The sequence below is a fragment of the Mesorhizobium sp. M6A.T.Ce.TU.016.01.1.1 genome, assembly GCF_003997065.1.
In the GTDB taxonomy this organism is placed as follows: Bacteria; Pseudomonadota; Alphaproteobacteria; order Rhizobiales; family Rhizobiaceae; genus Mesorhizobium; species Mesorhizobium mediterraneum.
Genome location: NZ_RZTJ01000002.1, coordinates 449,493 through 471,784 on the forward strand (window position 1 = coordinate 449,493; position 22,292 = coordinate 471,784).

20 protein-coding genes and 1 pseudogene are annotated in these 22,292 nt (G+C 61.7%); 12 read left to right on the forward strand and 9 right to left on the reverse strand.

Annotated elements, in window-relative coordinates; all coding sequences use genetic code 11:
- Positions 1–191: 191 nt before the first annotated feature.
- Entirely contained in the window at positions 192–1,292 is a 1,101-nt protein-coding gene (locus EOC94_RS05465) for a branched-chain amino acid ABC transporter substrate-binding protein (protein WP_127288991.1), read from the reverse strand.
- A 181-nt stretch (positions 1,293–1,473) separates the two neighbouring features.
- On the opposite strand from EOC94_RS05465, the gene EOC94_RS05470 reads away from it, so the two are divergent.
- Together EOC94_RS05470 and EOC94_RS05475 are read left to right on the forward strand one after the other, a co-directional pair.
- Entirely contained in the window at positions 1,474–2,271 is a 798-nt protein-coding gene (locus EOC94_RS05470) for a Ku protein (protein WP_095486452.1), read from the forward strand.
- 43 nt (positions 2,272–2,314) lie between these two features.
- Complete coding sequence (locus EOC94_RS05475) at positions 2,315–3,328, forward strand: ATP-dependent DNA ligase (protein ID WP_095486453.1); 1,014 nt, start codon at positions 2,315–2,317, stop codon at positions 3,326–3,328.
- 33 nt (positions 3,329–3,361) lie between these two features.
- Here EOC94_RS05475 and ligD read toward each other — a convergent pair whose 3' ends face one another.
- Both ligD and EOC94_RS05485 read right to left on the reverse strand, forming a co-directional pair.
- Positions 3,362–5,908 carry a DNA ligase D gene (gene ligD / locus EOC94_RS05480; protein ID WP_127288993.1) on the reverse strand — a complete coding sequence of 849 codons (2,547 nt, stop codon included), beginning with the start codon at positions 5,906–5,908 and terminating at the stop codon, positions 3,362–3,364.
- Between the two features lie 3 nt (positions 5,909–5,911).
- Positions 5,912–6,781, reverse strand: a complete 870-nt coding sequence (locus EOC94_RS05485) for a Ku protein (RefSeq protein ID WP_095486455.1) — start codon at positions 6,779–6,781, stop codon at positions 5,912–5,914.
- Positions 6,782–6,954: 173 nt separating this feature from the next.
- Here EOC94_RS05485 and EOC94_RS05490 point away from each other — a divergent pair, with 173 nt between their 5' ends.
- On the forward strand, positions 6,955–7,170 hold the full coding sequence (locus tag EOC94_RS05490; RefSeq protein WP_127288995.1) for a hypothetical protein: 216 nt from the start codon (positions 6,955–6,957) through the stop codon (positions 7,168–7,170).
- A 74-nt stretch (positions 7,171–7,244) separates the two neighbouring features.
- On the opposite strand, the gene EOC94_RS05495 is transcribed toward EOC94_RS05490, so the two are convergent.
- Positions 7,245–7,460 carry a KTSC domain-containing protein gene (locus tag EOC94_RS05495; RefSeq protein ID WP_095486456.1) on the reverse strand — a complete coding sequence of 72 codons (216 nt, stop codon included), beginning with the start codon at positions 7,458–7,460 and terminating at the stop codon, positions 7,245–7,247.
- Positions 7,461–7,600: 140 nt separating this feature from the next.
- On the opposite strand from EOC94_RS05495, the gene EOC94_RS05500 reads away from it, so the two are divergent.
- The 4 genes and pseudogenes from EOC94_RS05500 (at position 7,601) to EOC94_RS05515 (ending at position 10,908) form a co-directional block, all read left to right on the forward strand.
- Positions 7,601–8,248, forward strand: a complete 648-nt coding sequence (locus tag EOC94_RS05500) for an alpha-ketoglutarate-dependent dioxygenase AlkB (RefSeq protein ID WP_127288997.1) — start codon at positions 7,601–7,603, stop codon at positions 8,246–8,248.
- A complete protein-coding gene (locus EOC94_RS05505; protein WP_126102989.1) occupies positions 8,245–8,682 on the forward strand; it encodes a GFA family protein in 438 nt (145 codons plus the stop codon). The genes EOC94_RS05500 and EOC94_RS05505 overlap by 4 nt, the downstream gene beginning before the upstream one ends.
- A gap of 96 nt (positions 8,683–8,778) precedes the next feature.
- Positions 8,779–9,478 (forward strand): annotated as a pseudogene (locus tag EOC94_RS05510) (MgtC/SapB family protein).
- A 155-nt stretch (positions 9,479–9,633) separates the two neighbouring features.
- The gene (locus EOC94_RS05515) at positions 9,634–10,908 is read left to right on the forward strand and encodes a DUF763 domain-containing protein (protein ID WP_127288999.1); all 1,275 of its coding nucleotides are present in this window, start codon (positions 9,634–9,636) and stop codon (positions 10,906–10,908) included.
- A 48-nt stretch (positions 10,909–10,956) separates the two neighbouring features.
- Here the strand turns inward: EOC94_RS05515 and EOC94_RS05520 are convergent, their stop codons facing one another.
- Positions 10,957–11,400 carry a PPC domain-containing DNA-binding protein gene (locus EOC94_RS05520; RefSeq protein WP_127289001.1) on the reverse strand — a complete coding sequence of 148 codons (444 nt, stop codon included), beginning with the start codon at positions 11,398–11,400 and terminating at the stop codon, positions 10,957–10,959.
- Positions 11,401–11,618: 218 nt separating this feature from the next.
- Here EOC94_RS05520 and EOC94_RS05525 point away from each other — a divergent pair, with 218 nt between their 5' ends.
- Genes EOC94_RS05525 through EOC94_RS05535 form a run of 3 tightly spaced genes read left to right on the forward strand, consistent with a single transcriptional unit; the run spans position 11,619 to position 15,557 of the window.
- Positions 11,619–12,251 (forward strand): (2Fe-2S)-binding protein, encoded by a 633-nt coding sequence (locus tag EOC94_RS05525; RefSeq protein WP_127289003.1) that lies wholly within the window; start codon positions 11,619–11,621, stop codon positions 12,249–12,251.
- A gap of 1 nt (position 12,252) precedes the next feature.
- Positions 12,253–13,281, forward strand: a complete 1,029-nt coding sequence (locus EOC94_RS05530) for a xanthine dehydrogenase family protein subunit M (protein WP_127289005.1) — start codon at positions 12,253–12,255, stop codon at positions 13,279–13,281.
- Positions 13,278–15,557, forward strand: coding sequence for a xanthine dehydrogenase family protein molybdopterin-binding subunit (locus tag EOC94_RS05535; RefSeq protein ID WP_127289007.1), 2,280 nt, complete (start codon positions 13,278–13,280; stop codon positions 15,555–15,557). The genes EOC94_RS05530 and EOC94_RS05535 overlap by 4 nt, the downstream gene beginning before the upstream one ends.
- Before the next feature lie 54 nt (positions 15,558–15,611).
- Here EOC94_RS05535 and EOC94_RS05540 read toward each other — a convergent pair whose 3' ends face one another.
- From EOC94_RS05540 to EOC94_RS05550, 3 genes are all read right to left on the reverse strand, one after another.
- A complete protein-coding gene (locus EOC94_RS05540; RefSeq protein WP_127289009.1) occupies positions 15,612–16,472 on the reverse strand; it encodes an NmrA family NAD(P)-binding protein in 861 nt (286 codons plus the stop codon).
- 18 nt (positions 16,473–16,490) lie between these two features.
- Positions 16,491–18,203, reverse strand: a complete 1,713-nt coding sequence (locus tag EOC94_RS05545) for an HAD family hydrolase (RefSeq protein ID WP_127289011.1) — start codon at positions 18,201–18,203, stop codon at positions 16,491–16,493.
- A 138-nt stretch (positions 18,204–18,341) separates the two neighbouring features.
- A complete protein-coding gene (locus EOC94_RS05550) occupies positions 18,342–19,313 on the reverse strand; it encodes an SDR family oxidoreductase (protein ID WP_127289013.1) in 972 nt (323 codons plus the stop codon).
- Between the two features lie 121 nt (positions 19,314–19,434).
- Between EOC94_RS05550 and EOC94_RS34015 the strand changes: the two genes are divergently transcribed.
- Both EOC94_RS34015 and EOC94_RS05555 read left to right on the forward strand, forming a co-directional pair.
- On the forward strand, positions 19,435–19,572 hold the full coding sequence (locus EOC94_RS34015) for a hypothetical protein (protein WP_185928167.1): 138 nt from the start codon (positions 19,435–19,437) through the stop codon (positions 19,570–19,572).
- A gap of 147 nt (positions 19,573–19,719) precedes the next feature.
- Positions 19,720–21,252: an FAD-dependent oxidoreductase gene (locus tag EOC94_RS05555; RefSeq protein WP_127289015.1), complete on the forward strand. Its 1,533-nt coding sequence runs from the start codon at positions 19,720–19,722 to the stop codon at positions 21,250–21,252.
- A 217-nt stretch (positions 21,253–21,469) separates the two neighbouring features.
- Here the strand turns inward: EOC94_RS05555 and EOC94_RS05560 are convergent, their stop codons facing one another.
- Positions 21,470–22,240 (reverse strand): TIGR01458 family HAD-type hydrolase, encoded by a 771-nt coding sequence (locus tag EOC94_RS05560; protein ID WP_127289017.1) that lies wholly within the window; start codon positions 22,238–22,240, stop codon positions 21,470–21,472.
- Positions 22,241–22,292: the final 52 nt, after the last annotated feature.

Below are 22,292 nucleotides of genomic sequence, written 5' to 3' on the forward strand. Positions count from 1 at the left end.
AGGACGGGACCTGGGATCAGTGCAGAGCTCGTGTCTAGATGTTCGCGGTCTGCTGCGTCTTGTCGAAAACATCCGGGCCGGTTGCACTCATCATCCTCGCCCAAAATTCACCTTGCTGGCGAAACGGCGATCGGAGGCAATTGTTTCGTCTCACCTTGGTAAAAATTGCCGCGGCCGTCGTGAAGCCGCGTCTATCGGGCCCTTTGCATCTGCGGGATTTCGGCAACTTGTCGAAATCGGCCATTCTCCACCACATGGAGCGCCGTGACGGCGGCCAGGTTGTCGCCTTTTTTGTCCCACTGCACGGGATCGCCATACGCAATGCCTTTGAAGCGTAGCTTTCGCATCGCAGTCAGAACGTCGCGCCGGCTCGGATTTCCTTTGGATTCAGCGATCGCGTTTTTGATTGCGGCGATCAGCACGCGGGCTGAATCGTAGGAATTCACGGCATAGTTGCCGATCGGTCCAAACCGCGCGGCATAGCGCGCGGCGAAATCGCTTGAACCAGCGACCCTACCCACTTCGGGCGTGGCGGACAGCACGAGAACGCCTTCACCCAATGTCGCCGTTTCGCCCGCAGGCTCAAGGAAATTCACCGCGTCCCAACAGCCGTCACCGCTCGCAAAAAGCTGATGGAGACCCGCGCGCCGCATCGCTCGCAGAATGAAAGCACCCTCGAAACTCCCGCCGTAGAACAACAGATCGAAATCGGCCCGCAGGGATGCGACCAGCGGGTCAAAATCGCGACTGCCTTCGCGAACCGTTCGCCGCTCGGCGATGCGGCCTCCGAGCGACAGAAATGCCCGCGAAAAAGCGATGCCCATGATGTGGCCGTACATGGTTTCGGTTTCGGCCAGGACGGCGCGGCGCTTGCCCAAGACGTCGTAGAGATGACGGGCAATGGCTGCTCCGGTCTGGTCGTCCCGGTTGGTGAAGCGAAAGACATTCGGAAGAGAGCGCTCGGTGAGCGCCGTGTCGGAAGCGATCGGCGTGATCATCGGGAGGTCGTGGGCGGCATAGATCTCCGCTGCAGCGATGGTGACATTGCTGTTGTAGTGACCAACGACGCCAAGCAGATCCGGCTGGTTGCAAAAGTCGTCCGCGACTTGCCGCCCGGTCTCGACCTTTCCCTGATCGTCCGCACTCTCAACCATGATGGGAAGGCCTGCAATGCCGCCGTCCGCGTTCTGCTCCTCGACCGCGAGCTCGATCGCCTGCTTCATCTCGGCGCCGAGCGCTGCCGCGTTTCCCGACAATGGGGCGCCGATTGCGATCCGAATCGCTTCCGACATTGAAATGGTCCTTGCTGCCGAGCTGTTGTCCCGAACTGCGCTTGCGCTCATCGGTTCCGTCCCGAACCGGAAAAATGATGAATTCTTGCTGGCGAGCCTTGGGCGCGCGAAAAAAACGCTGCTGGAACAATCGATCACCCTGGTGCGTTCGACTGTTTTACACCTGCCCGGGGGTCCCTTGATGGCGCCACGTCCGTTCTGGAAAGGCTATCTGAAGCTTTCGCTCGTGACCTGTCCGGTCGCGATGACACCCGCTACCACCGAGAGCGAAAAGGTCCGGTTCCATACGCTCAATCGCAAGAGCGGGCATCGGGTCGTCAGCCAATATGTCGACGCCGTTAGCGGCAAGCCCGTTGCTGAAGACGACGAGGTGAAGGGGTATCAGCGCGGTGAGGACGAATACGTGCTGCTCGAGGACGATGAGATCGACGCGGTCGGGCTGGAGAGCACGCGCACCATCGACATCGATATGTTCGTCAATGCCGACAGCATCGGCTGGATTTGGTACGACAAGCCCCATTATCTCACTCCTGACGACCCGGTCGGAGAGGAGGCATTCTCGGTCATTCGCGACGCCATGCAGTCGACAGGGACAGTCGGAATATCGCGACTGGTCATGTATCGCCGCGAGCGCGCCGTCATGCTTGAACCACGAGGCAAGGGCATCGTGCTGTGGACACTGCGCTATGGCGACGAGGTTCGCGATCCCGAGGACTATTTTGGCAAGATCAGCGAAGCCAAACCCGACTCGAAAATGATGGATTTGGTCTCGACCCTGATCGATGAGCGAACCAAGCAGTGGGATCCCGCCATGACCGGAGATCCCGTCCAGGCGCGGCTGCTGGAGATCATTGCCTCGAAGAAGAAGGGCAAGAAGCGTCCGGCCAAGGCCAAGGCCGAGCAACCGCCCAGCAACGTGATCAACATCATGGATGCGCTGCGCAAGAGCATCGGCTCGGAGGGCGGAAAGCGAAAATAGTGCCTGGGAGCAGGCTTGGTCGGGGGGGGACAAAGGCAGCACAATGAAGGTCATCCCCCGCGACGGCGGCTTCCCCCTGCCGCTCGATACGCCTCCGATGGAAGCCAAGGCGGCTGATGCGATTCCCGAAGGAGACGGATGGCAATACGAGCGCAAATGGGACGGTTTTCGCTGCCTGGCGTTCCGGCAGGATGATGCGGTGGAGTTGCGCGCAAAGTCAGGCAAGCCGCTCGGACGCTATTTTCCCGAACTAGTCGCGACATTGAAGGAACTGCCGTCGCGCCGTTTTGTCGTCGACGGTGAAATCGTCATCTCGGTCGACGGCAAGCCATCGTTCGACGCCCTCCAGATGCGGCTTCATCCCGCCGAGAGCAGGATCCGCAAGCTGTCTGCGGAAACCCCGGCGCACATCGTCCTGTTCGATATGCTCTGCGACGAGCACGGAACCGTCTGGTTGGCGCGGACCCTGAAAAAACGGCGAGCGATCCTTGAGGCTTTCGTCGCTTCGGCAAACCGCAGGAACATCGTGCTTTCGCACTGTACGCGCGATGTGAAAGAAGCCCGCTCCTGGCTAGGGGCTGCCGGACATGGGGCGACAGACGGCGTGGTCGCCAAGCGGCTGGACGGTCCGTACCAACCGGGGGTGCGCGCGATGGTGAAGGTAAAGCGGCTGCGGTCGGCCGATTGCGTGGTCGGCGGCTTTCGTTATCTCAGCAACAGCCGGCAGGTCGGCTCTCTGCTGCTGGGTCTGTACAACGAGGCCGGCAAGCTCGATCACGTCGGCTTCACCTCGACCATCGCCAAGGACGACAGGGCCGAGCTTACCCGCAAACTCGAAGCCATGCGCGAGCCACCCGGCTTCACCGGAAAGGCGCCGGGCGGGCCGAGCCGCTGGAGCACCGAGCGCAGCGGCGAATGGGAGCCGGTCCGGCCCGAATTGGTGGTCGAAGTACGCTTCGATCATGTCACCGGCGACCGTTTCCGGCACGGCACCAAGTTCCTGCGCTGGCGGCCGGACAAGGCTCCGGAGCAATGCACGTTTGAGCAGATCGCCTGAGTCCCTGCGGCGCGTGCTCTCCGTATACGGTTTTCAAGCCGCTTTCTTGCGCCGGCTTCCCGGTTCTTCGATCGGCGCTGCTGCTGCTCGAAAATCCTGCCAGGGATCCGACGACAGCGAGGCAAGCCGGGTTGGTGTGTTCTCGACCGTAAAATAGGCCGGTCCGATGCCGGGGCCGAGTTCGTCCCAGGCAAGCGGCATCGACACCGACGCACCCGGTCGTGCTCTTGTCGAATAGGGGGCGACTGCGGTCGCACCGCGCTGGTTGCGCAGATAGTCGACGAGAATTTTTCCGCGTCGTTTGGACTTGGTGATGGTCGAGACGTAACGGCCTGGGCTGTCGGACGCCATGGAGTCGGCAATCGCCTTGGTGAAGGCCTTTACGACAGGCCATTGCGCTTTCGGCTTCACTGGCGCCACGACGTGAAGGCCCTTGCCGCCGGAGGTCTTGATGAAGGGGACAAGCCCTGCATCGTTCAGCCGGTCGCGCGTCTCGACGGCGGCTTCGATCACCGCCTCCCAGCTCACGCCCTCGCCAGGATCGAGGTCCATGATGATCGTGTCTGGACGCTCCCAATCGCTCACCAACGAGCCCCAGGGGTGGATCTCCAGCGCCGCCGACTGGACAAGGCCGATCAGCCCATCGAGATCATTGATGCTGATCAGCCGCTCGTCGGGCGGGTCCTTGGGATCGTGGACCAGCACGATGTTGGGATTGAGACCCTTCCAGGCATGCTTCTGGAAGAACTGCTCGCCCGAAATGCCGCTTGGGCATCGCACCAGCGCTAACGCCCGGCCGACGATGTAGGGCGATGCATGGCGCCAGACTTCGGCATAATAGTCGGCGAGACCTTCCTTGGTCACGCCCTGGTCAGGCCAATAGAGGCGGTCGGGATGGGTGAGCTTGACGGTCCGGCGCTGAGGTTTGGGTGCTGCCTTGTTCGTCTTCGGCGTTTCGCGGATGATCTCCTTCGCCGGTTTGTCTTCTCGCAATCCGCGGAACGAGGCGTGGCGCAGATTGCCGTCGGCGGTCCAGGCCCGGAACTCGACTTCGGCGACGAGTTCAGGCCTGACATAGCGGGCTTGCCGAGCCTCCTCGGCGCTCAGCCGCTCATCGAACGGGCTTGACGGAATGCGTATCCGCTCGAGCTTCTTGAACAGGTCCTGTGCGACTGCTGCCGTGTAGCCGGTGCCGACGCGTCCGACATGATGAAGCTTACCATCGTCATAGACACCCAGGACGAGCGAGCCGATCGCATTGCGCGAGGTTGTCGAGGGGACGTAGCCGGCCACGACAAATTCCTGTCGCGCCGAGCATTTCGATTTCACCCAGTTCTTGCTGCGGCCCGCGCGGTAAGGCGCATCGCGAAGCTTGGAGACAACACCTTCCAGGCTCAGCCGGCAGGCGTGTCGCAGGACCAGCGTGCCATCCTCCTCAAAATGTCCGCTGTAGCTGATGATGCCGTTATCAATACCAATGACCTTTTCCAGCAATTGCTTGCGCGTGATCAACGCAACGTCGCGCAGATCGTACCCGTCGAGATGAAGCAGGTCGAAGACGTAGAAGCGAAAGCGATCGCTGCGGCCCTCGCTGAGGTCGGCTTGCAACGCGGAAAAATCCGACGCGCCGGCGGATGTCTCGACCACGAGTTCACCATCGATCAGCGCCGTCCCGACAGGTATATCGGCCAGCGCCGAAATGACCGCCTTTCCGAACTTCTTCGTCCAGTCGAGACCGCTGCGCGTCAACAGTTTGACGCGCCCGGCTTCGATCCGTGCCTGCAGCCGGTAGCCGTCGAATTTGATTTCGTGCAGCCAGCGTTCTCCGGACGGCGCGGACGAAACGAGGGTCGCCAGCGTCGGCTCGACGAAATCGGGAAGCGCTGCCTTCTTGGCACCCTTGATCTTTGACGGCTCCGGAACGCCAACGGTGGCGGGCTGCTCTTCCGGGGGAGCGGCCCTCGTGCGGCCGCGGTGCTTGCCAATGCGCCCCGTCTTCGACGACCAGCCGGGCGCTTCTCCGGCGACATCCTCGATCTTGCGGCCGGTGGCGACGGATTCCGGCCGCTCGTCCAGAATGTCAGGATCGCCTTCCGTGCGCGCGGCGTCATCGTCGCCCTTGATCAGCAGCCAGTTCTCGCGCTTCTCCCGCGGCTTTCCGGCCATCCGCACAAGATGCCAGCGGCCGCCAAGCTTCTCCCCGTGAAGTTCGAAATCGAGATGGCCTTTTGCATAGCCGCGATGCGCGTCGCCGATCGTCGTCCAGGTGCCTCTGTCCCACAGGATGACGGTGCCGCCGCCATATTCGCCCTTGGGGATGGTGCCTTCGAAACCGCCATATTCCAAGGGATGATCCTCGACATGAACGGCAAGGCGCTTCTCGCCGGGGATCAGGCTCGGCCCTTTGGTGACGGCCCAGCTCTTCAGGACGCCGTCCATTTCCAAACGGAAATCATAGTGGAGCCGCGTCGCATCATGCTTCTGTATGACGAAGCTGTTCCCCGTCCTCGGCGCCTTGCGGCCCTGCGGCTCCGGGGTGACGGAAAAATCGCGCTTCTTGCGGTAGGTCTCGAGCGCCATCGGTCAGCCGGCCTTCCGACGCGGCGCTGTCTGCTTCGGCTTCGCGTGACGAGCCGGCTTTGATTTTGCCGCGGGTTTTCTGGTCGAGGGCGGCTTGCCGCCACCGCCGGCACTCTGGCGCAGCGCGTCCATAAGATCGACGACCTTTTCCCGCTTGGGCTGCTTCGGAACTGCGATCTTCTTGCCTTCGAGCTTTGCCTTCACAAGCTCGGCCAGCGCTGCCTCATAACGGTCGTCGAATTTGGTCGGATCGAATTTGCCCTTCTTGGTCTTGATGATGTGTTCGGCCAGTTCGAGCATCTCACCCGTGATCTTCATGTCGGGCACGTTGTCGAAGGCCTCCTCTGCCGAGCGCACCTCGTAGTCGAAATTCAGCGTCGTTGCGACCAGCCCTTCGTCATAGGCCCGGATGAGCAAGGTCCGGACGCGCCGGAACAGGACGGTCTGGGCGATCGCGGCGACTTTCTTCCTGCGCATGCCTTCGCGGATCAGCCCAAATGCTTCTTCCGCGTGTTTGTCCGGCGGGGCCAGATAATACGGCTTGTCGAAATACACGTCGTCGACATCGGAACAGCCGATGAAGGCCGAGACGGACAACGTTTTGTCGCTCTCGGGGACGGCGGCTGCGACCTCATCGGGTTCGAGCACGACGTAGTCACCCGCGCTGATCTCATAGCCTTTGACCTGATCGTCCTTCTCGACGGATTTGCCGCTATCGCTGTCGACGAACGCGCGATGCACCCTATGTCCCGTGGCGCGGTTTACCGTGTGGAAGGCGATCCGTTCTGAAGTCGAGGCAGCCGTATAGAGCGCCACCGGACAGCTAAGTTCTCCAATTTTCAGGAAGCCCTTCCAATTTGCTCTCGGCGCCAAGACAACAGCCTCACTGTCACAAGCGTTTGCACTGGAAATGCAACGTGGCGGCGCGCAGATTTGTTCCTTGGTGCCTACACGGCGATGATCGGATGCCTGGCCTACAGACAAACCGTTCCGCTGCAACCAAATTCATGACCCGCCGTTGTCGAGCAGGAAGGGAGCGGTTGGCCATGACGAGACTATCATTGACGAGACTGTCGTTTTTGTCGGCTCTGGCTTTAGCGGGCTGCAGCAACGAGGCCGAACCGACGCAGGGCAGCACCAGCAGCACTGAACCGACTCAGAGCAACACCAACACCGTCGAGCAAAGTCCCGAGGTCGACAAAGATCCTACGCCCAAGTCGTCGACGGGCGGCGATCAACCCGGTACGCCGCCGGCGCAATGAAACCGGTCAACCGACCGGTTCTACGAGGAAGCCGTCTCTTCCCGGATGCATTCTCGACGCAAGGGCGCCGGGTTTCAACCCGACCGGCTCTGCTCGACCAAATGGTAGCTATACCGATCTCGAATGAACGCGTTGAAGAAGCGGCCTTTTGACGGGGCTTTGCGGAATTCAGTGTAAGTCTGCGGCGGCACGTCGTCGTAATCGTAGCGATTCCCACTTGGAACAAACCATACGGAGAGGGTCCTCGTCGCCGGATCGTAATTGATGCTTTGGATAGCAGTTGAAGGCATTTCCCAACACTCGACGCGTCTGGGCAATAACCCGCCCCGGCGATCCAGGTTCCGCCTCGTAAAGATAGGAGGCGATGATCCGGCCGGCTCGGCGCCTCCAAGACCTTGCCGCCACCGGGCGGCTTCACCAATTAGGATTGATGCCACCGCTCAAAACCAAGCAACCGGAAATCGCCGGCCAAGGCGACCTGTTTGGCGCGCCCGATTTTCGTGCGCTCGACGATCTGCCGGAGGGATTTCACTACCAGCCGGAGTTGATCACGGTCGAGGAAGAGGCTGAGCTGGTGCGGCAGCTCGAAAGTCTCGCCTTCCAGCCTTTCGACTTTCATGGCCACCTCGCAAACCGGCGCGTCGCCGGTTTTGGCCTGCGCTACGATTTCGACCAACGCAAAGTCGTCGCGGCGCCGCCGATCCCGGCTTTTCTGATGCCGCTTAGGGAGAAGGCGGCAGCATTTGCGCGGCTGCCCGTCGACGCTTTCGTGCAGGTCTTGATCAACGAGTACCGACCCGGCGCCGGTATCGGATGGCATCGCGACAAGCCGCATTTCGATGCCGTGGCCGGCGTTTCCCTTCTTGCGCCATGCAGCTTTCGGCTGCGCCGGAAGAACGGCACGAGATGGGATCGCGAGACCATCATCGTCGAGCCAAGGTCTGCTTACCTGATGACGGGCCCGGCGCGCACCGAATGGGAGCACAGCATCCCTCCGGTTGCCGCGCACCGCTATTCGATCACCTTGCGGAGCCTGCGGCCGCAACGTTCGCTTCCGTCGAAAGGGGTGGTTCGATGACAAGGATCGAGACCGGCTCCTGTTTTTGCGGTTCGATAACGGCTGAGATGCATGGCGACCCGTTCTGGATTTGCTCCGATCACGACGACGATTGCCGCAAGGCCATAGGGAGCCCGCTGACCGTCTGGGTCGGCTATCGACCGGCGCAATTCAGATTGCTGACCGGCGCGCCGAAGACGTTCTCAAGGACTGAAGGCGTGCTCCGCACCTTCTGCGCCGATTGCGGCACATCCATAGCCTATCTCGACCAAGGGCTTCCCGAAGAACTCTATCTGACGATCGGCTTCTTCGACCACCCCGAACGCTTTGCGCCGCAGGCTCACGCCTATTGGGACATGAAGCTGCCGTGGGTGGAATTTCCCGACGATCTGCCGCGTGTGGAAAGATATTCAAGGCGGCGCGATCCGGCGATCGGAAATCCAGCCGATCGGTAACCGGCAAAACGCCGCCGATGGAACCCGAATGACCCTAGCCGAATTGAATTGCGATCAGCTCGTAATCCAAACACCAGCGGCGATCAGGGTTTACCGATGTCTCTTATCCCGGTTTGGCAAGACATCGCGGCACGCTTGCTTCTGACCGTGCTCGCCGGTTCACTGATCGGCCTCGACCGGGAGGCGCGCGGACAAGCGGCGGGCCTCAGGACGACGATCCTGGTCGGGCTGGCCGCCGCGATCGCAATGACACAGGCCACTATTCTGCTGGGGGTCGGCGGCAAAGATCCGGATTCCTTTGCCCGGATGGACGTGCTGCGCTTTCCCTTGGGCGTGTTGACAGGCGTCGGCTTCATCGGGCGGCGGCGCCATTCTTCGCCGGGGCAGTCTTGTCAGCGGCGTCACCACGGCAGCGACGTTGTGGATGATGACAATGATCGGATTGGCTTTCGGGGGTGGCCAATACGCCTTGGGCGCGGCCGGGACGGCGCTGACGCTGATCATTCTGCTCGTGTTGAAATGGGTCGATCTGGTGATACCGCGCGAACATCATGCTACCCTGGCGCTCACCTGGAAGGCGGCGGATCATGAAGAGCTTGACGCAATCGTCGGCCCTTCCGGTTATCGGCCACGCCTGGTTGGAATGGAGCGGCGCCCGGATCGCGACAACCCCGTGATGTCGTTCGAAATCAGTTGGAGGCGGCCTGACAGGGCACCGCCGCCGACGGATTTGTTGGCATTGGTCGGTGAGCATTGCGAGATCGAGAAGTTTGATCTCCTCAGCGAAGCGCGATAACCGCTGCATTGATTGCTAAGTGAGCCGGGATTGCCAGGTGGGCCGGGCACCAAGGCCGGCAGCATCGGCTGCACGAAACGGGCATGATCGCTTCTTCACGCTGCTTTCGATACCTATCTGTCGAGTGCAAGGCGTATATCGGGAATAGGCAAGATTTGGCACAACGATCGGGAAGCGCAGACCTTCCACTTCATGGCGGACGCGTGCCGAAATGGCTCGGCGACCGCATGACGCGCCTTGGCGCGGTCATGTGCGAGGCGATCATTCACCACTACGGCCGCGAGGAGCTGCTGCGCCGGTTGGCGCATCCCTTCTGGTTCCAGTCGTTTGGCGCCGTGATGGGAATGGACTGGCATTCCTCCGGCATCACGACCAGCGTCATCGGCGCCTTGAAACGCGGGTTGGCGCCGCTCTCCGGCGAACTCGGCATTCACGTGTGCGGCGGCCGCGGCTCGCATTCGCGCAAGACCCCGCACGAGCTTGCGGTCATCGGCGAGCGCGTCGGCTTCGACGGAGCAGGCCTGGCAACGGCCAGCCGGCTCGTCGCCAAGGTTGACAGTGCCGCCGTTCAGGACGGCTTCGATCTCTATCTGCATGGCTTCATCGTGACCGATGACGGCGACTGGGTCGTGGTCCAGCAGGGGATGAATGGCGACAGCAAGGTGGCGCGCCGCTATCATTGGCTGTCCGAAGGCCTGAAGAGCTTCGTCGACCAGCCGCATGCCGCCATCGAGGGCGCCAACCAGGGCGAGATCGTCAACCTGACCGACCGCCGGGCCCACGCATCGCGCAAGGGGCAGCTGGAGCTCCTGCAGGACCTCGGACCGGATCGCATTCTGAGGGAATTCGCCGCGCTCGAGCGTGACGTGGCTACGGCGCCGGAACCGGACCAGCCAATGCTGCCGCACCTCGTCATGCCGGCACACCACGACGTTCGCGAAAGCGATGTCGTCATGCGCCGTCTTCATGGGAACATGGCGGCGGCTGCCGAGCGTGGCCCCGCTGATTTCTCCGAGCTTCTCCTAGTCCCCGGCGTCGGCGCGCGCACGGTGCGGGCGCTGGCGCTGGTGGCCGAGGTTCTGCATGGCGCGCCATGCCGGTTTTCCGATCCCGGCCGCTTCTCGCTGGCGCATGGCGGCAAGGACAGGCATCCGTTTCCTGTGCCGCTGAAGGTCTATGACGAGACGATCGGCGTGCTGAAGTCCGCCGTCCACAAGGCCAGGCTCGGCCGCGACGAAGAAATAGGTGCCTTGAAGCGGCTGGACGACCAATCGCGGCAGGTTGAGCGCTATGTCACGGGCCCCAGCCTGAAGGAAATTATTGCCGGAGAGTTCGACCAATCGCATCTGCTCGGCGGTCGCAGCGTGTTCGGCTGGGAGCCAGCACCCGAGGCGCCCGCGGACGTCAGGCAAGTCAAACAAAAGGGATAATCGGGCCGGATCGCAATTCAGCGGACCTGGCCTGATCCGCATTCGGCTTCAGGCGTCCAGGTCGATCAAGGCGATACCGAGTTCCGGGCGTTTCCTGCGGCGCAGATGCCCAGGCGCTTCCACCAAAGTGACTTCGAGTGTCGGCCGAACGATGCCTTCGAGCAGATGTCCGCCCTTCGTGCTGCCGTCGCGCAACCCGAGCACCGCGTGAACGTGAAGGCTGGGCTTGCCGTCGTCGCCGATCGCAATATCGCCGATCGCGCTGAGCACCTCGCACTGTTCCAGCACCGGGATTTTCCGATAGGTCTTTTCCCTGGGGTCGAACCAGCCGACAGTCGCCCTTTCGAAGGCGCCGAGCGCGGTCAATGAGGCGCCGCCGATGTCCTGATCGACCGCGAAAGAGGTAAGCGCTGCGAAGGCTTCCTCGCCAGGATCAAGCACCACCACGAACGTCCTTTGTCCGGCGCTTTCGGCGACGAGCTGCGATTTCATGGTTTCACTCCAGACGCCATGTCGGCTTTTGCGTTGTCGTCTTTTCAGTCGACCGAGTTTGAACGAAATGACGGCTGGAGAGTTCCGAATGCCAATTCGAAGCTGGCGATCGGATTGCGCGTCTGGAGGAGAAACGATCACAGGCGCGTGAGAGAGGGAACCATGCCTTCAGCGGATGGTTTGGCCGGCTTGAGACGCAGCCAGCCTTGGAGCCAGCCATGTCCGATGCCAAATCCCGCAGCAAACCCACATTGCCCGTCCTCAGCCGACGCGGCTTCATGACCGGATCCGTTTCGGCGGCCGCAGCTGCGCCGCTGCTGGCGAAGTCGGTGAAAGCGGCTGAACAATCAACCGCAAGTTCGGCCGGGCCGCGCGATCTGTCGACGATTTCGATGCGCATCAACAGGCAGGCCTACAATCTCGCCCTCGACAATCGCACGAGCCTGCTTGACGCGCTGCGCGATCATGTCGGCCTGACGGGCACAAAGAAGGGTTGCGACCACGGCCAGTGCGGGGCTTGCACTGTGCTTGTCGATGGCAAGCGCGTGCTTTCCTGTATGAGTTTCGCCGTCATGAACCAGGACCGGGAAGTCACCACCGTGGAAGGGATCGCTTCCATCGACGGGAGTCTGCACCCAATGCAGCAGGCGTTCATCGACAACGATGCTTTCCAGTGCGGCTACTGCACGCCGGGCCAGATCATGTCTGCCATCGGCTGCGTTAACGAGGGTCACGCCGGTTCGGAAGACGAAATCCGCGAATATATGAGCGGCAATCTGTGCCGGTGCGCCGCCTATCCCAACATTGTCGCGGCCATCGTCCAGGCGCGAGACGAGACAAGGAGGGCCTGAGATGCGCCCCTTCCTCTACGAAAGACCGACCAATGTCTCCGCGGCTGTCGCCGCAGCCTCGAATTTTGCTAACGCACGCGTTCCACCGACGCAGGCAAACGCTCAATTCATCGCCGGCGGCACCAATCTGGCCGACTACATGAAGCTTGGCGTGGCGCAGCCCGAGCGGCTGCTCGATCTCAACGGTCTGGCCGAACCAGCCTTGCGGCAGATCAGGATCAGCGACGACACCATCCGTTTCGGCGCGCTGGTTCGCATGGGCGAGGCGGCAGACAGGGCCGAGATCAAGCGCCGTTGCCCGCTGCTTGCCGAAAGCCTGAAACTCGCCGCCAGCGGCCAGATCCGCAACATGGCAAGCCTGGCCGGCAATGTGCTGCAGCGGACGCGGTGCGAGTATTTTCGCGAGACGTCCTGGCCGTGCAACAAGCGCGAGCCGGGATCCGGTTGCGCCGCCATGGAAGGCTTGAACCGGCAACATGCGGTCCTCGGTACCAGCGACGCCTGTATCGCAACTTATCACGGCGATTTCGCCCAGGCCTTGATCGCGCTCGACGCCGTTGTCGAAGCCGAGGGGAGGGAGGGCTTGCGCAGGATACCGGTCGCCAAGCTGCACCACCTGCCCGGAGTTACGCCCAACATAGAAACAGATCTGGCAGCCGACGAAGTCATCGTAGCCATCAATGTGCCCTTCCGCGATTGGAGCCGCCGCTCGCGCTTCCTGAAGATACGCGACCGCGAATCCTATGCGTTTGCGCTGGCCTCGGCGGCCGTCGCTCTCGATATGGACGGTGACACGGTCAGGCAGGCCCGCATAGCGCTTGGCGGCGTGGCGACCGTACCTTGGCGCGCAAGGGCGGCTGAAGAGGCATTGCACGGCAAGGTGCTCGATCGCAATGCGGCCGAGGCTGCTGCCGAAGCCGCATTCGCCGAGGCGAAGCCAAGGGAACACAACGCATTCAAGATCCCGCTTGGTAAACGCACCCTGGTGCGAGCCTTGCTCGAAACACGCGACATGAAGGTCTCGTCATGAACCAAGCTGCCCCCGCGCCGAAAGAGAATATGGGAAATCCCGTTCCCCGGATCGATGCCCGCCTGAAGGTTACCGGCCAGGCTGGTTACCCAGCCGACCTTGCGACCGCGAATGTCGCCTATGGCGTGCTTGCCACCAGCACCATCGCCAAGGGCAGCATTTCCGCCCTCCGGCTCGAGAGGGCCCGTGCGGTGCCCGGCGTCCTCGATATCGTCAGCGTCGGTGATATGGATGAGGTCGACAAGCCAGAATTCGGCAATACCGGCGCAAGCTCGATCGCTCCGCTGCACGACAAGACCATCTTCCATGACGGCCAGATCATCGCTCTGGTGGTTGCCGAGACGTTCGAGGCGGCGGCGGAGGCAGCTATGCTGATCCGCGCCGACTATGCGGAAGAAAGGCCCAGCGCCGGCTTCGATTCCCAGGGAACCACGATCGAGCCTGCCGCCGGCAAAAGCCCGATGTACAAGGAGGACCTCAAAGCCAGCGATTTCGACGCCGCCTATGCTGCGGCTGCGGTGAAGATCGACCAGAAATACTCGACGCCGACCCAGCACCACAATCCGATCGAGCTGTTTTCCACGACAGCGTGGTGGCAGGGCGATCAGCTCACCGTGCACGAGCCAAGCCAGAACGTCACCGGCTGGAAGACCGAACTGGCACGGCAATTGAAGATCGACCCGGCCAATGTACGGTTCGTCAGCCCCTATGTCGGTGGTGCTTTCGGTTCCAAGGGACCGATGACCGCCCGCACGGCGATCGTGGCGGTCGCGGCCCGCCGCGTCGGCCGGCCGGTGCGCTGCGTGGTCAGCCGCATGCAGGCTTACGACACACAAACCTATAGGGCGGAGACCCGGCACCGCATCCGTATCGGCGCGAACAGGGACGGCCGCATCACCGCCTTCGGTCACGAAGGCTGGGAAGTGACCTCGCGACCCGATCCCTATGTCGTCGGCGGCACCTCGGCGACCAGCCGCATGTACAATTACGGCTCGGTGCTGACCCGCGTCTCTCTTGTGCATGCAGACCGCAACACACCCGGCTACATGCGTTCGCCGCCCGAGACGCCCTACGTCTATGCGCTCGAAAACGCCATGGACGAAATGGCCGTGGAACTCGGCATGGATCCGGTCGAATTCCGCCGCATCAACGAGCCGGAAAAGGAACCGATCGGCGGCAAGCCGTTCTCCAGCAGATCGCTGATCAAGTGCTATGACCAGGCCGCGGAGGCCTTCGGCTGGTCAAAGCGCGAAGCGGCAGTAGGCTCGATGCGTGATGGCGACTGGCTGGTCGGCATGGGCTGTGCGACCGCCATCTACCCGACCGCCGCAGCACCCTGCGCAGCCCGTGTCCGCCTGACCGACGACGGCCATGTTCGTGTCCAATCCGGCTCGCACGAGATCGGCACCGGCGTGCGCACCGTAGCGGGGCAGATGGCGGCCGAACGGCTTGGCGTCGATATCGACAAGGTGAGCGTCGAGATGGGCGACAGCACCTTGCCGCCGGCGCCGGTCTCTGGCGGCTCGATTTCGACCGCAAGTGTCTGCTCGGCGGTTCTGAAAGCCTGCGACGCGATTCGCGAAAAACTCTTCACCGCGGCTGTCGGGGAGGGCGGACCACTGGCGGGGTCCGGCAACGCAAAGCTGGAAATGGAAAAGGAGGCCGTCGTCACCGATAGCGGCAAGTCGGCCAGACTGTCCGACGTCTTCAACGCGATGCAGATCGGCGCGCTCGAGGAATATGCCGAGTTTGCGCCGAAAGGCTCGTCGCCGGAGGCCTTGAAGAAGCTCTATGCCGGGCAGGCGGAATTCCACGGCGGCGATCAGGACGAGGATTCGGTGAAATACGCCTATGGCGCAGAATTGGTTGAAGTGCGCATCAACAGCTACACGAGGGAGATCCGGGTACCCCGCATCGTCGGCGCCTTTGCCGCCGGCCGCATCATGAATACGCGCACCGCGCGCAGCCAGTTGATGGGCGGCATGATCTGGGGCATTGGTCAGGCCCTGCACGAGGCGACCGAAATCGACCGGCGCCACGCCCGCTACGTCAACCGCGACCTGCAGGACTATCTGGTGCCGGTCAACGCCGACATAAAGCAGCTTGAGGTTATCCTCGTCCCGGAAGTCGATCACGCGGTCAACCCGGCCGGCGTCAAGGGATTGGGCGAACTCGGCAATGTCGGAACGGCAGCCGCCGTCGCAAGCGCGGTGTATCACGCCACCGGCAGGCGTATCCGCGATCTGCCGATCAGAATAGAGAATTTAATAGTATAGTTTGTTCCGGTAACGGGTTGAAAATACAGAGCTAGTCATTGTTGCTTTGCTGCGCTATTTGCGTCGGGCCACCAGATCGGAAATGTAGCGTTGCAGGGAAACCGTGCCACGCTCGGGATTTGCGGGCAATTCCAGCTCGTCCAGAGTGAGGGCAGTCATGCGCGCATACGACTCGGCAGCGGCCCTGGAAAAGCCCATGCCCTCAAAGGTCTCTTGCCATTTGTCGCGCCGTGCCGTCACGACCTGAATGTCTTTTCGTAACTCGTCGCTCAGACAAGCCCCGACATCGGACGCAGTATAGCGCGCCGGCCCTTCGACATAGTGGGTACCTGTCTGTTCGATCGGCTCTTTCAGCAGGCGGGCAGCGACGCGCCCAAGGTCGTCCGGTGCCACCATTGGCAATCTGAAGTCCGCCGGAAAAAAGGTGTTCACCACACCATCCTGCTCCGCAGTCTCAAGAGAGAAATCCCAGTTGCTCATATAATATGCCCCCCGGATGATGCTGGCAGGGATCGGCTGGGCGCGCAGTTTCTGCTCCAACCCGTAAAGGATGTTCAGGTCGCCACATCGGTCGCCGGGCTGAGCGCCGTAGGTTGATTGCGCGACGATCTTTCGCAATCCAGATCCTTCAAGAGCTGCAGTGATGGCGGCAACGGTCTTGCGCTCTTCAACGTCGGTGTCGGTCGATGGGTCGGCCGACGGATTGAGCAGAAACAGGCGCTCGCCTTGACGAAAAACCTGACGAAGGGCCTCGCTGTCGTGGACATCCGCCACCGCGATTTCGGCGCCACGCCGGTTCCAGTCAGCGCCTTTGGATGGGTCGCGAGTTACGATGGTGACCGCTTCGCCCTGCTGTAGCAGCGACATGGCTGCAGCAGAACCAACATGGCCCGTGCCTCCGAGAATGATGTGCATGGCCGATCCTTTCGCTTCCTATTCCTCCGGGGCGGTGGCAGGAGCCGTATACCGGCGACGTACTGCATCCAGAACGTGCTTGCGGCTTTCCTGCGCCGAGAGCATTTCGTCCTTCTCTGCCTCGGCGGCTTCGCGCGCCAGCTCCTTGTCCCTGATCTGATGGCGAAACCATTCGGAATAGTCGCCGGCGCGCAGGTGATGCTCCCAAGTCCCGTCGTCGATGCCTTCGGCGATCTGAGCGAAGATCATCAGGTTGTGGGCCCGCAGGTTCATCGCGTTGTCGGGACCTCTAAAATAGAAGCTGCCGGCCTCGTCGAGTTGACCCTCTGCATATTTGCGGCTGTGACGCTTGAGCGACTGGCGCGGCTCAATCGCTTTGACCATGGCAATTTTCTTGCGGGTTTGCGGCCGCCAGAACAACACGCGCTCGCCTTTTGACGATGGAATATCCTTTGGCGGCTTGATATCCGTCTCATGACAGAAAGCCTTGATGACATTCTTGGCCTTGGGACCGAGCGCAATGACGGCAGTGACCAGACGCAGGGCATCGGTCGAAATCGCTTCCGGGTGAACGGTGATCAGGACGGTGCCCGGCAATTCCAACGACAGGACAGCGCGCGTGTCGTCGCGTCTCTTGGGCAGAAGATGATGCGCCTCATCGATGACCAGCCAATGCGGCCTCGCTGTACGGAAGCGGAAACTGCCAAGGCCGGGGAGCAGATCGGCAAAGAAGTCCGGTCGCTCATTGACCCGTAATGCCAGCCCATTGACGACCACGCTGGTGTCCGGCTTCTCGATCAGGTCGAGCACTTGTGCCTTTGTTGGTGCGCTCGAGCCATCGCCTATCCGGACGGCACCTTCGAGGCCATCATAATCGCCTTCCGGGTCGAAAATGCAGAACTGAAAGCCGTTCTCGACGAAGCGTTCCGTCAGCGCGGTGGCCAAGGTGGATTTGCCGATGCCGGAGCTTCCGGCGATCAGAACCGTGTCGGTCGGAGTCAGATAGACTTCGTCGCCGCCGACCGAGCCGAGAAGAATGCCGTCGCGGCGTTTTCGGACAAGTTCCCGATCACGCTTTACCAGTTTCTCGATCAGTTCCTCGACGCCTTTTCCACGTGCGCCGCGCGTCACAAGGTCCGCTGTGTCCTTGACCGCCGCAAGTGCATTGTCGACAGCGACGCTGCAGCCGCAGGCCTGCAGGAAGGCATGATCGTTTTCAGCATCGCCAATACCGACCACATTGTGTGGCGACAGCCGCAGGTCCTCGAGGGCGGCGGCCAGTCCGGTTGCCTTGTTGATGCCGCTCGGCAGGATCATCACCGCGCCCTTGTTGAAGATGATTTCCAGTTCCAGCCCCAGTTTCTTGATGACCTCAAGAACTGTTGCTTCGTGTGGTTCCCAGGTCGCAACGATCGACCGTCCGACTGAAAGCGGTTTGACGCCGTGTTTCTTCAGCTTGGCGACGAATTTGGGCGCCGGTGCCGGTGAAATCACACGTTCTTCCTCGCTGGCAGGCGTGTAGATCAACGCCCCATTCTCGGCGACGACCTTGTCGAACAGGCCGATATCGGGAAAAACGCGCTTGAGGTCGGGCAGTTCTCTTCCTGTGACGAGAATGAGTTTGCGACCACTTTTCTTGAACCGTTCGAGAGCCACAAGCGTCTTTCCGGAGACGATCCCCTCATGCGCCAGCGTGCCGTCATAATCCGTCGCCAAGGCCATGAAATACATGCTGTCGACCTTTCATCTCTGGCATTGCTTCATCTCTGGCATTGCCTCATCTCCGGCGTCGCCGCGCCTACCGTCATCTTTTGAAGGGATCGGACGACAAACATGCCATGCGCCGTGGGCGGGAGCGTGCCCGTACGGTCAATAACCGCCGATGATCGGCAATATCTCGCCGGTGATGTAGCTCGAGCAGTGCGGCGAGGCGAGGAACACATAGGCGGGCGCGATCTCCTCCGGTTGCGCCGGCCGTTTCATCGGCGTGTCTGCGCCAAATTTCGACACGTCACCGGCCTGCTTGTCCGATGGGTTGAGCGGCGTCCACACCGGGCCCGGCGCCACGGCATTCACCCGAATTCCCTTTTCGATAAGATTGCCCGAAAGCGCGCGCGTGAAGGCATGAATGCCGCCCTTGGTCATCGAATAGTCGACCAGTTGCTTTGAGCCCTGGATGCCGGTTATGGAGCCGCTGTTGATCATCGCCGAGCCGGGCTTCATATGCGGCACGGCCTCCTGCGCCATGTGGAAATAGCCGTAGAGGTTGGTCTTCAGCGTTGTGTCGAAATGCTCTTCGGTCAGCTCGCTGAATTCGCTGGAATGGATCTGGAAAGCGGCGTTGTTGACCAGCACATCGATCCGGCCGAATTCCTTCACCACCTCAGCCACCGCATTGTGGCAGTGGTCGCGCTCGCTGACGTCCGCCTTGACCAGCATGCAGCGCCGGCCTTCGGCTTCGACGGCCCTCTTCGTCTCTTCGGCATCCCTGTCCTCCGACAGATAGACGATCGCCACGTCCGCGCCTTCGCGCGCATAGAGCACGGCCACTGCGCGGCCGATGCCGGAATCACCGCCGGTAATGACGGCCACTTTGCCGTCGAGCTTTTTCGATCCGATATAGAATGGCGCATCGTAAAGCGGCGCTGGCTCGATCGCCCATTCGTGCCCCGGCTTCGGCTGGTGCTGCTCAGGAAAGGGCGGCTCGGGATATTTGCGTGCTCCGGCCTGCATGGCGCCTTGTTGCTTTCCGCTCGATTTCGATTTGTCCTTGGCATCGATCCGACGCTGGATATGGCGCTGCTTGGCGGCCTCGCCGGCGATTTCCGATTTCATCTGCATGGCTGCCTCCTTGGCTTGAAGGATGAACAACGCATGTCCGGCGAAAAAGTTTGCGCGACGGCGTCATTCTTCAGTCCGCGATGCGTTCGACAAGCGACCATTGCAGCCGCGGCAACGAGTGATGAGCGCCACCTTCGACAAACCGCCGATGAGAATCGCCCCCCCCCAAATTTGGCAGCAGGCGCCGAATGTTCTTGATCGCAGCGAACCCAAAACGCCAGGAATCGACGGCGCGTACTGCCCAACTGGCAACGAATGATGCGGCCGGACGTTTGGGCACAAGCGGTGTCCGAGAACCTGAAGGCGCTGGCCAAGCAGAAGGTATTCCGAGGCTGGTGACCTGAAGATTTCCCGCTTCTCGGCGTACAGGCGATTTTGTCAGCGGATCGCGCCAAGGGAGAGGAAAATGGCTGAAGGTCATACCAAACCAAACGGGCCGGATCTGGTCGAGGGCATCGTGTTATCCGACCTTCCCGATGGCGGAAAGCTTCTCGGCCATTGCGGCGATGAGCAGGTGCTGCTGGTGCGCCGCGGGGCCGAGGTCTTCGCCATCGGGGCGACATGCACACATTATGGCGGGCCGCTCGTCGACGGTCTTGTGGTGGAAGACACCGTCCGGTGTCCTTGGCATCACGCGTGCTTCGATTTGCGTACAGGCGAGGCCTTGCGCGCCCCTGCTTTCAATCCACTCGCTTGCTGGTCGGTGGAACAACGCGATGATCGGATATTCGTGGGAGAAAAGCGCAAGCGGACGGCACCGAAGCAGCGCGATGGAGGCTCCGGCCAGGCTCCAGAGAAAATCGTCATTGTCGGTGGCGGCGCGGCCGGTTTCGCGGCGGCAGAAAAACTGCGGCGCGAACGCTATCAAGGTAGCATTGTCATGCTCAGCAACGACGAAGCGCCGCCCGTTGATCGGCCCAATCTTTCCAAGGACTATCTCGCCGGCAAAGCGCCGGAGGATTGGGTTCCGCTCCGCGGAGACAGCTTTTACTCGAAGAACGACATCGACCTGCGTCTCAACGCGAACGTCGCCAGCATCGATGCACGTTCTGGCGAAGTTGTGCTCGCGGACGGGACACGGACTCCTTACGACAGGCTGCTCCTTGCGACCGGAGCCGAACCGGTTCGCCTGACCATACAAGGCGCCGACCAGCCACACGTTCACACGCTGCGCTCGTTCGCAGATTGCAAGGCGATCATCGAGCGAGCCACGACTGCGCGCCGCGCCGTCGTGCTTGGCGCCAGTTTCATTGGCCTGGAGGTTGCCGCGGCCCTGCGCTCGCGCGAGATCGAAGTTCATGTCGTGGCGCCGGAAAAACGGCCCATGGAACGGGTCCTGGGGCCGCAAATGGGCGACTTCATCCGCGCCCTCCATGAGGAGAATGGTGTCGTATTCCATCTCGAGGACACCGCGAGCAGCATCGACGGCAGCAAGGTGAAACTCAGCAGCGGCGATACGTTGGCGGCGGATTTCGTCGTCGTCGGCATCGGCGTGCGACCGCGGACGGGGCTTGCCGAAACGGCGGGGCTCATCCTTGACCGCGGTGTCGTCGTGAACGCCTTTTTGGAGACGAGCGCACCAGGCATCTTCGCGGCTGGCGACATTGCGCGGTGGCCAGATCCTCACAGTGGCGAGAACATTCGGATCGAGCATTGGGTGGTTGCGGAGAGGCAGGGGCGAACAGCAGCCCTCAACATGCTCGGCCATCGCGAGAAATTCGTCGCCGTGCCGTTCTTCTGGAGCCAGCATTATGATGTGCCCATCAACTACGTCGGCCATGCCGCGCAATGGGACGAGATCGTGGTCGATGGAGACATCCTTGCCAAGGATTGCCTGCTCCGCTTCAAGCGCGAAGGGCGCACGCTGGCTGTCGCTTCGATTTTCCGCGACATCGAAAGTCTAGGGGCCGAGGTGGAAATGGAGCGTCAAATGACCTAGAGCAATTCCGGGAAAAGCGCGGAGCGGTTTTTCGTCCGGAATTGCGTAAAAACAAATACTTAGAGCGGGTCAGCGATTCTATCAAAAGCTGAACTGCTCTAGCGAGGCGCACGCTGTTATCCGCCTTCCGTGGCTCAGCATTCAATTGCGCTTCGTTCATTCCGCGCAGCACAAGGTCCGGGTTGCGGGCGCTGTGCGGCCGGTTCAGCCTGCGCAATCAGTCTCGGCGCGCAATGATCCAGTCGGTTGCCGCCGCGAGATCGGCGACGGTTGCGGTCGGGCGCGGATCAAACCGTTTTTCATCGCCCTGCCGGTATTTGCCTGTCCGCACCAGCAATGCGCCCGAAACTCCGGCGCGCAGGGCGCCAGCTATATCGGCCTCGGCGTCGTCGCCGACCATGATCGCCTGATCCGGCGGACAGTCCATGCTTGCCAGCGCCGACAGAAAGAATGCCGACGAGGGCTTGCCGAGGACAGTTGCGCGTTTCAGGGAGGCAAATTCCAATGCCGCGACGAATGGCCCTGCATCGAGGCTGAGTCCGCCGTCGGCGTCCCGAAACGTCCGGTTGGTGGCAAGGGCCAGCAATTCGGCCCCCGCACTCAGCTCACGAAACGCGTCATTCAACGCCGCATATGTGAAGGCGTCTCCGGCATCGCCGACGATGACGGCGCGCTTGTCGCGATCCGGCAGCTCGTCAAAATCCGGCGCAAGGCCGGGGTGAACCAACAAGTATGGCGCACGGCCATTGCGAAGCAGCCATTCGCGAGCAGCGTGCGCCGGCGTGAAAACATCTGCCTTGGTAACGGTGAGTCCCATCGCCTCCAGACGTTCGAGAACCCCCTGTTTCGACGAGCGCGTGGTATTGCTTACGAAGCGTACGGCCAAACCGGCCTGGCGCAAACGCGCAACGGCGTCGATTCCGCCTGATATGGCGGTCTCGCCATCATAGATGACGCCTGCGAGGTCAAGCAGTACACCTCTTGTCATCGGTCCAGCATGATCACGAGTCCGCCGTGCGTCAAACCCGGAACAAGGCCAT